Origin of the sequence: Sciscionella marina DSM 45152, assembly GCF_000379465.1 — a bacterium.
Lineage (GTDB): Bacteria > Actinomycetota > Actinomycetes > Mycobacteriales > Pseudonocardiaceae > Sciscionella > Sciscionella marina.
Map to the genome: position 1 here is coordinate 443,283 of NZ_KB905425.1, position 10,131 is coordinate 453,413.

At 69.2% G+C, this 10,131-nt stretch carries 4 protein-coding genes; 2 read left to right on the forward strand and 2 right to left on the reverse strand.

Going from position 1 to position 10,131, the window contains the following annotated elements:
- Window positions 1–39: 39 nt before the first annotated feature.
- On the forward strand, window positions 40–744 hold the full coding sequence (locus tag A37U_RS0135365) for a response regulator (RefSeq protein ID WP_020501396.1): 705 nt from the start codon (window positions 40–42) through the stop codon (window positions 742–744).
- Here A37U_RS0135365 and A37U_RS0135370 read toward each other — a convergent pair whose 3' ends face one another.
- Together A37U_RS0135370 and A37U_RS0135375 are read right to left on the reverse strand one after the other, a co-directional pair.
- Window positions 745–1,650, reverse strand: coding sequence for an ACP S-malonyltransferase (locus A37U_RS0135370; protein WP_020501397.1), 906 nt, complete (start codon window positions 1,648–1,650; stop codon window positions 745–747). It lies immediately after the preceding gene.
- Window positions 1,647–3,065 (reverse strand): class I adenylate-forming enzyme family protein, encoded by a 1,419-nt coding sequence (locus tag A37U_RS0135375; RefSeq protein ID WP_040589478.1) that lies wholly within the window; start codon window positions 3,063–3,065, stop codon window positions 1,647–1,649. The genes A37U_RS0135370 and A37U_RS0135375 overlap by 4 nt, the downstream gene beginning before the upstream one ends.
- Window positions 3,066–3,370: 305 nt before the next feature.
- On the opposite strand from A37U_RS0135375, the gene A37U_RS53245 reads away from it, so the two are divergent.
- Window positions 3,371–10,131 (forward strand): SDR family NAD(P)-dependent oxidoreductase (locus tag A37U_RS53245; protein WP_420806275.1); only part of this gene is annotated, 6,761 nt, incomplete at its 3' end.

Below are 10,131 nucleotides of genomic sequence, written 5' to 3' on the forward strand. Positions count from 1 at the left end.
GGGGCGCCAACCGCGCCGTGATGGGGCAGACTGCGTGCTATGGGCATACCGCAGCGGATCAAGGTGATCGTGGTGGACGATCAGCAGATCGTGCGTGAGGGCCTGGTCGCGCTGATGGGCCTGCTCGAGGACATCGAGGTGGTCGGATCGGCGCCGAACGGTGCGCTCGCGATCGAACTCGTCGACCGCCTCGATGACCTCGACGTGGTGCTGATGGATTTGAACATGCCGGTGATGAGCGGGACCGAGGCGACAAAGCGGATCATGCGGGACCACCCGGATGTCGCCGTGGTCGTGCTGACCACGTATTCCGACGACCAGACGATCGCGGATGCGCTCGCCGCGGGCGCTCGCGGTTATCTGACCAAGGAAGCGGGCCGCAAGCAGATCGGTTCCGCGCTGCGTTCGGTGGTCGCCGGGCAGATGACCTTCGGGGCCGATGTGTCCCGTCAGGTGGTCAATGTGTTGTTCGAATCGGGTGGGCAGGGCTCGCCGGTGCCGACTGGGGCGAAACCCGCCGAGCACAAGACGGGTCCGCCAGATGGGCTGACCGCGCGCGAGGCCGAGGTGCTTGGCCTGATCGCGGCCGGGCTGAGCAATGCCACGATCGCGGCCGAGCTGTTCATCGGTGAGGCGACGGTGAAAACGCACATCAATAATGCGTTCGCCAAGATCGGCGTGCGTAATCGCGCCGAGGCGGTGCGCTATGCCGTGCGCAATGGGCTGGAAAAAGAACCGGGGTGATCAGGCGACCACGGTTTCCTTGCGCGGTCGCAGGGCGAGCTTCGGGTTGTTCGAGCGCACCCGGAATTCCTTTGTCCGAGGCACACGGCTGAACAGATTGTCCGTACCGCAGAAGTGCAGATCGGTGATCTCGAGCCGGTGTAGCGCCGCCGTCACCTGGGGCCAGTCGATGGGGCGGTCGAAGGTGTCCAGCAGCATCCCCCGAATCCCCTCGGCCGTCCGCACCAGCGAACCGTCCTGATCGGCGAGCACCGGAATCTCCGGATCGCGCAGCGGGCAGTCGCCGAAGGCGGACCGCTCGGCTGTGTTTCGCAACGCGGTGAACGAGGGAGCATGCACCGGGGGACGCATGGTGTACAGAGAATAGCCGCCGACCTCGCTGATTCGCGTGATGAATCCGTCGAGTTCCCCGGAATGCAGCGAGATCATATGGAATCCCTCGTCCAGCACCCCGGAGATCTCGTACCACGAGAGCTCGCCGAGTACCGTGCGCCAGCCGTCCTCGGGGACCCGCATCACGGTGTGCGTGACGACATCCTGGTGCTGTACGGCGAAGTATTCCTGTTCGCACGCGGCCTGGATCGCGGTCAGCCGCACCGCGTCGGAAAAGTCGAGGGCCCCGGAGAACACCGCGGCCGCCTTCTGTCCGAAGCTCACCCCGGTCAGCACGTCCGGGCGGAGCTCGAGCTCGTCGGCGATGGCGACGCAGCTGACCAGAAACGCCAGCTGGGCGGCGGTTCCGTAGTCGTCCGTGCTGTCGGCGTAGGCATCCAGGACCGAGTAGCCGATCGCGTCATCGGCCTCGGTGACACGCTGCCGGGCGGCCCGGTTCAGCAGCAGGAATTTGGTGAGCTCGGCGAACCGGTTCGGCGCCATGCCCGGGAAAACGAGCGCGGTAGGGCTCATGCCGCTACTCCGGATTCCGCGCGGGCCAGCTCTTCCATCCGATTCTTGTCCGGTTTTCCGTTGCGATTGACCGGGAATCGGTCCACCACCACGACCCGGTTCGGCTGCTCGTGCGGGGGCAATGCCTCGGTGAGCACGCTGCGCCAGTACCCGCTTTCCCGGCGCTGCGGGTCGGCGACGAAGAATACGAGCTGGACACCCTGGCGTTTCTCGGGCAGCGAGATGATGCGCGCGGTGCAGCCCTGCGCGGCGACTTTGCGCTCGATCACCTCCGGATGGATGGTGTAGCCCATGCGATGCACGGCGGACTTGCGGCCGAGGATGAACAGGTTCCGGTTCTCGTCCAGGTAACCGAGGTCCCCGGTGCGGTGCCAGCCCTGTTCGGCCGGGGTGACCATGGCGTCCTCGCCCAGCAGCCCGGTCAGCATGTCGGGGCAGTCGATGAGCACCTCGCCGATCTCGGTCGCGGCGAGGTCGCGGTCGTTCTCGTCCACGATCCTGCACCCGATCCCGTCCATCACCTGACCGGTGCCGACCGGATTCTCCAGGGTGGCGAAGGCCAGGTTGCCCAGTTCGGTGCTGCCATAGCTGTCCAGCAGGGTCATGCCGAACTCGGACTCGTACTCGGCGACAAGCGGGCTGTCCAGCGGGGCCGCGCCGCTGCACAGCATCCGGGTCTTCATCAGCGCTGCCCGGGCTTCCGGGCGTTTGCCCACGATGTTCAGCATGCTCTGGTATGTGCTCGGAGCGGCGTCTACCACGGTGGCCCCGCACTGGCCGGCCATCCGCAGTGCGTGATCCAGCCTGCGGTAAGGGGCGATGATCAGCGAGCAGCGGGTCAACCAGGCGATCATCACCATGGAGATCCCGTACTGGTGGGAAAACGGCAGCAGCGGCAACAGTACGTCGTCTGCCCGGTGACCGACCTGATCAGCATTGCGCTGCATATTCTTCAGGAACCGCGCGCCATTCTTGACGATACCCTTGGGGGCGCCGGTGGAGCCCGAGGACCACATGATGATGCTGTCCGGCAGGGCGCACCACCGGTCGAAGCACAGCCGACGGCCCGGTGGCGCGGACGCCGCATCGGCGAGCAGTTCGTAGACGTAGACCGGGCTCTGGTCCTGGGTGAGTGGGGCATCATCGTCCACGATGGACATTCGAACCCCGGCACGTTCGATGATTTCCCCGGTCTGGTTCGCTGTCTCCTGCGGGTCGACGAGCACGATGGACGCGCCGAGGTGCATCAGGGCGAACAGCGCGCTCACATACCCGACGGAGTTCCCTGCCTTGAGCATGACCCGGTCGCCGGGCGAAAGACCGCGCGCGCTCAGTGCATCGGCCACCCCGAGGGTCCGCAGCTCGAACTCGTCGAGAGTCTGCACTGAGTCCACAGCAAAGAGTTTGGCCCGCATCGGTGGCGTCCTTTCGAATGGAATTGGGGATGCGCTGGATCTTCGAGTGCTCCCAGTCCGAGGTTGAATATAGGAATGGGTGACCGGAGCACGCCACCCCTAATCGCCCGTCGTGGCCTGCGTGGGAGATGAGCGGGGTGTCTAGGGGCGGCTAGGGGTGGGGAGGGTCGGCAGGGCTCGGTAGCCTGCCAGCAAGGTGCGGGAATTCTCGGTCCTATCCAGGTGAGTTCGCCCCAGTCCGTGTGCGAGCCGAGTTCAGCCGATCCATTCGCGAAAATGATTGCGAGAGGACGAGGAAAAAAATGGTGAACCCCATCCAGGACATCGGGGGTCTTTCCGATTACGACCGTTCTCGTGTCCTCGGTGAATTCGTCCGGGCACACCTTGCCGCGGTCCTCGAGGACTGGCCGGCGGCCGGTGTCGACGAGCACCGCTCCTTTCTGGAACTGGGACTGGACTCGGTCGCCGCGGTCGCCCTGCACGCGCGGCTGACCGAGGCCACCGGACTGGAACTCCCGGTGACGCTGGCCTTCGACCACCCGAACACGGCCAGCCTCGCGGTATACCTGCGCGGCCGATTGCTCGGCGAGAGCACCGAAGAACCGAGCGTGACACCGGTCGCGGCCGCGGAGGGGGAGCCGATCGCGATCGTGGGGATGAGCACCCGTTTCCCTGGTGGAGTCGCCAGCCCGGAACAGTTCTGGGAGCTGCTCGCCGAAGGCCGCGACGCCACCTCCGAGTTCCCCACCGACCGCGGCTGGGATCTGGCGGCGCTCTACGACGCCGACCCGGACCGGCCGGGCACCACCTACACCCGGCGCGGCGGTTTCCTGCACGATGCCGCCGAGTTCGACGCGGCGTTTTTCGGCATCAATCCGCGCGAGGCCCTGGCGATGGACCCGCAGCAGCGGCTGCTGCTGGAAAGCGGCTGGCACGCGCTCGAGGACGCGGGCATCGATCCGGCGGAGCTGCGGGGCAGCCGAACCGGGGTCTACGTGGGCGCCGAAGCACAGGACTACGGACCGCGGCTGGAAGAAGCCGAGGGCGCCGAGGGATACCTGGACATCGGCACCGCGGGCAGCGTCGCGTCCGGGCGGATCGCGTACACCCTCGGTTTGGAGGGACCCGCGGTCACCGTGGACACTGCCTGCTCGTCCTCCCTGGTCGCGCTGCATCTCGCGGTGCAGGCCCTGCGCCGGGGCGAGTGCGCGCTCGCGCTGGCCGCCGGGGTAGCGGTGATGTCCAGCCCTGGCGGGTTCCTCTCGTTCAGCCGCCAGCGCGCGTTGTCCGCGGACGGCCGCTGCCGGGCCTTCGCCGCCGACGCGGACGGCACCGGCTGGGGCGAGGGGGCCGGAACCGTGGTGCTGGCCCCGCTTTCCGAGGCACGCAGGCGGGGGTTGCGGGTGCTCGCGCTGGTCAGCGGGATCGCGGTGAACTCCGATGGGGCAAGCAATGGGCTCACCGCGCCGAGCGGACCGGCCCAGCAACGGGTGATCGAGCAAGCGCTCGCCGACGCCGGAATCCCGGCAGCCGAGGTGGACGCCGTCGAGGCGCACGGCACCGCGACCCTGCTCGGGGATCCCATCGAAGCGAACGCACTGCAAGCCGTTTACGGCAGCGGCCGTCCCGCGGAGCAACCCCTGCTGCTCGGCTCGGTCAAGTCCAATATCGGGCACACCCAGGCGGCCGCGGGCCTGGCCGGGGTGATCAAGATGGTGCTGGCCATGCGGGCCGGGACACTGCCTGCCACCTTGCACGTCGAGACGCCGACCCCGCACGTGAACTGGGCCGATCGCGGGGTGGCGCTGCTGACCGAGGCGTGCCCGTGGCCGGCCACCGACCATCCGCGCCGTGGCGGGGTGTCTTCGTTCGGGATGAGTGGCACCAATGCGCACGTGATTCTCGAATCAGCCCCGGTGGAAGCAGCGTCGGAAGAACCGGTCACGTTTCCCGCTCCGTGGCCGCTGCCGGTCACCGCGCACACCGCAGCGGCGCTGCGCGCGCAGGCCGCCGCGCTGGTGGAGTACGTGGACCGGTACCCGCTCGCGGACCTCGGCGCCGCGCTGGGCACCACCCGTGCCGCGCTGCGGCACCGCGCGGTGGTGCTGGCTGAGGACCCCGAATCGGCGCGGGCCCAGCTGCGCGCGCTCGCCGCGGGGGAGGACGCGCCGGGGGTGATCCGGGGACGCGGCACCGAAGGCGGGCTTGCCGTGCTGCTGCGTGGCGAGCTACCGCGCGGTGCCTGCGGTGCGCTCTACCGGGCGTACCCGGTGTTCGCCACGGCGCTCAGCGAGGCGTGCGCGGAACTGAACCTGCAATTGGCGACCCCGCTGCTCGGCGCGCTGCTTGCCGAGGCCCCCGAGCTCGAGCAGCCGGAGTACGCGGACGCGGCGGCATTCGCCTGCGATGTCGCGCTGTACCGGCTGTTCGAATCCTGGGGCGGGCACGCGGATCTGGTCGCCGGGACCGGGATCGGTGAACTCGCCGCGGCGCATGTGGCCGGGGTGCTCTCGCTCGCGGATGCCTGCGCGCTGGCCGGGACGATCGCCCGGGGTGCGGGCGCGGCCGAGCTGCGCAGGCTGACCAGGGCGCTGTCGTTCGACCGCCCGGCCACCTCCGTGCTCGACATCGGCACCGGGGAACCGGTGGACGCCGGGACGCTGGCCGACGCCGGGCACTGGGCCGGGCTCGGCGCACGGAATACGGTGCCTTGCCCCGCATGGTCCGAGCGTCACCAGGTGCGGGCCGTACTGGAGCTGGGCGGTTCCCCGGTCGCCACCGTGGCCCCGACCGAGGCCGCAACCGTGCCCGAAGCGCTGGCCGCGCTCTTCGCGCAAGGGCTCGAGCTCGACTGGCGCGCGGTCTACTCCGGCCGCGACGTGCGGGATGTGTGCTTGCCCGGTTATGCCTTCCAACGGGAGCGCTTCTGGCTGCCTGGCATCGGAACAGCCGGGAGCCCGCGCGAGGTGGGGCAATCCAGTGCGGAACACCCGCTGCTCGGCGCGGTGCTCGCGCATGCGGCGAAGGACGAGCTCACCCTGACCGGGCGGCTGGCTCTTGCTGCCCATCCCTGGCTTGGCGAGCATCGGGTGCGCGGGGCCGCGATCCTGCCGGGCACCGCGTTGCTGGAGCTTGCCGTGCAGGCCGGTGGCCACGTGGGTGCGCGCACCGTGGCCGAGCTGACCCTGCACGCCCCGCTGGTCTTGCCGGAATCGGCCGGGATGACCGTGCAGGCCACCGTGGGCGAACCGGACGCCGAGGGCAACCGTGGGTTTGCAGTGCACGCGCGCCAGGAGGACATCGGCCCGTGGACCAAGCACGCTTCCGGGACGCTGGCCGTCGCGCCGCTCCCGCCGGGGCCCGAGGTGCCGCGCCCGGAGACGGTGGGCGTGGCCGCCGATGCGGTTTATGCGGCGCTCGCCGAGACCGGACTGGACTATGGGCGCACGTTCCGTGGGCTGCACACCGCGTGGCGCAGCGGGGACGAGGTGATCGCCGAGCTCGTGCTGCCGGACGGCGCCCCGGATGGGTTCGCCCTGCATCCGGTGCTCTCCGATGCCGCTTTGCACGCACTGGAACTGTTCGACGGCGCCTTCGGCAGCGATGGCCGCGCCTGGCTGCCGTTCTCCTTCGGCGGGGTCACCGTGCACGCCACGGGTGCGCGCCGCGCGCGGGTGCGGATGACCAAGACCGGAACGGACACGGTGGCGCTGACTGTGGCCGGGCACGACGGGACCCCGATCGCCACCGTGGAATCGCTGAGCCTGCGTCCGGTATCCGCGGTGGCCGATGCGTTGTACCGCACCGGCTGGGTGCCGCTGAGCCGGTCGCGGCCGGACGAACCCGGCGCAAGCTGGGCGGTGCTGGGCGCGCCGGTCCCGGAACTGGATGCGCCCGCGCACCCGGACCTGCCCGCCCTGCTGCTTTCCGAGCTGCCGGAGTTCGTGCTGGCCCCGGTCGCCCCGAGGGAGGCGCATGCGGCCGCCGGCGACGTGCTCGACTTGCTCAATGCCTGGCTGCGGGTGCCGAGGACCGCGGACTCCCGGCTGGTGGTGCTGACCACCGGGGCGCTCGCGACCGATGCGGCGGACACCGTTCCCGGTCTCGATCATGCCCCGGTGACCGGATTGGTGCGCGCCGCGCAGGATGAGGAAACCGGCCGGATCCTTTTGGTGGACACCGATGACAGCGCGGCAAGCCGGACCGTGCTCGCCGAAGCGGTTTCCGCGGCGGTGGCCGAAGGGGAGACCGAACTCGCACTGCGCGAAGGCAGGGCTTTCATTCCTCGGCTGTCCACAACGGACGCTCATCCGTCCACAGTGGACGTTCCGGGCCTCGATCCCGAAGGCACCGTGCTCATCACCGGCGGCACCGGGGTGCTCGGTGGTTCGCTCGCCCGGCATCTGGTGTGCGAGCACGGGATCCGGCACCTTGTGCTGCTCGGGCGCAGCGCCCGCGAGGGAGAACTGGACGCGGAACTCGCCGCGCTCGGTGCCGAGGTCAGCGTGGTCGCCTGCGATGTGGCCGATAAGGATGCGCTCGCCGCGGTGCTCGCCGACATACCGGAGAACCGGCCGCTGACCGCGGTGGTGCATGCCGCGGGGACCCTCGACGATGGGGTGCTCGGTTCGCTCACCCGGACGCGGCTGTCCACGGTGCTGACACCGAAGGTCGATGCGGCGCTGCACCTGCACGAGCTGACCAAGGATCTGCCGCTCGCCGCCTTCGTGCTGTTCTCCTCCTCCGCCGCGCTGCTCGGGGCCGCCGGTCAGGCGAACTACGCCGCCGCGAACACCTTCCTGGACGCGCTCGCCCAGCACCGCCGTGCTCACGGTCTGCCCGCGCTTTCCCTGCAGTGGGGCCTGTGGGAGCAGGCGAGTGGGCTTACCGCGCGGCTCGGTGAGGCTGATCATGCGCGGCTGCGGCGTTCCGGGCTCGCCCCGCTGCCGACCGAGCGAGCGCTCGCGATGTTCGATGCGGCGCTGCGTACCGGAAATTCCGTTGTGGCACCGATCATCCTGGATCATCCGGCGGTGCGGGCGAAGGTCGAGACCGATGGTGGCGCCCCGCTGTTGCGCGGCCTGGCGGGGGCGAAACCCCGGATCGCGGCGGTGGCCGAGGACGCTCCCGTGGCCGAGCAGCACGGCTCACCGGACCAGCTGATCGATCTGGTGCGCGAGCATGTGGCCGCGGTGCTCGGGCATGCCGCGCCGCACGCCGTCGAGGTCGATCAGGCGTTCACCGAACTGGGTTTCGATTCCCTGACCGCGGTGGAACTGCGCAACCGGCTGGGCACCGCGCTGGACCGGCGGTTGCCCGCGACGCTGATCTTCGACTACCCGAATCCGGCCGCGCTGGCCCGCCACCTCGCCGAGGAGTCCGGGGGCGGCGCGGCAGTCCGCACACCGGCCACCGTGGTGCAGGACGCTGGGGAACCGGTGGCGATCGTCGGCATGGGTGCCCGATTCCCGGGCGGGGTAGCCGGTCCGGACGACCTGTGGCGGCTGGTCGCCGAGGGCGTGGATGCCATCGGGGAGTTCCCGGACGACCGGGGCTGGGACCTGGACGCGCTCTATGATCCGGATCCGGATGTGCCGGGCAAGATGTATGTGCGCAACGGAGGTTTTCTGCCCGATGCGCTGGACTTCGATGCGGAGTTCTTCGGGATTTCTCCGCGTGAGGCTGTGGCGATGGATCCGCAGCAGCGCCAGCTGATGGAGGTCGCCTGGGAAGCCCTCGAGCATGCCGGGATCGACCCGAACAGCCTCAAGGGCAGCCGCACCGGAGTGTTCGCCGGGATCATGTACCACGATCACGCGGCGCGGCTGCGCGAGATTCCTGAGGAGCTGGAAGGGTTTCTCGGCAACGGCAGCGCGGCGAGCGTGCTCACCGGCCGGATCGCCTACACCCTCGGGCTCGAGGGACCCGCGATGTCGGTGGACACCGCATGCTCGTCTTCGCTGGTATCGCTGCACCTCGCGGCGCAGGCGCTGCGGCGCGGGGAAGCCACGTTGGCACTGGCCGGTGGGGTCACGGTGCTGTCCACCCCCGAGGTCTTCGTGGACTTCAGCCGCCAGCGCGGACTCTCCCCGGATGGCCGCTGCCGGGCGTTTGCCGAGGAAGCCGACGGCACCGGCTGGGCCGAGGGTGTCGGGATGTTGGTGTTGGAGCGGCTTTCCGATGCGGTGAGCAACGGTCATGAGGTGTTGGCGGTGGTGCGTGGTTCCGCGGTGAATTCCGATGGCGCCTCCAATGGTCTTTCCGCGCCCAACGGACCGAGCCAGCAGCGGGTGATTGAGGCTGCGCTTGTGGATGCGCGGTTGGGTGCTGGGGATGTGGATGTGGTGGAGGCGCATGGGACTGGTACTGCGTTGGGGGATCCGATTGAGGTTCAGGCGTTGCAGGCGGTGTATGGCAAGGATCGCGAGCCGGGGCGTCCACTGTGGTTGGGTTCGTTGAAGTCGAATCTGGGGCATGCTCAGGCTGCTGCGGGTGTGGGTGGGGTGATCAAACTGGTGCAGGCGCTGCGAGCGGGCCTGCTGCCGAGGACTTTGCACGCGTCGAGGCCGTCGGCGAAGATTGAGTGGGATGGTGGGGGTGTTGAGTTGTTGCAGGAGTCCCGTGCGTGGACCTCCGATGGCCCGCGCCGGGGTGCGGTGTCGTCGTTTGGGATTAGTGGGACGAATGCGCATGTGATTTTGGAGCAGGCTCCGGAGAGCGCCACCGAGGCCGAAACCGCGACCGGGGCTGGTCCGGTGCCGGTGGTGGTGTCTGGGAAGACTCGGGAGGCGTTGCGGGGTCAGGCTTCGCGGTTGGCTGAGTGTGTGCGGGTGCATCCGGAGTTTTCGGTGGCGGATATTGGCTATTCGTTGGCGACCGGGCGGGCGGAGTTCGCGCATCGTGGTGTGGTGGTGGCGGGGGATCGTGGGGAGTTGTTGGCTGGGCTGGAGGGCCTGGCTGCGGGTGCGGAATCCGCGCTGACCGGTTCGGGTTCGGTCGCAGCGAGCCGGGTGTTGATGGTGTTTCCGGGTCAGGGTTCGCAGTGGGTTGGTATGGGTTTGGAACT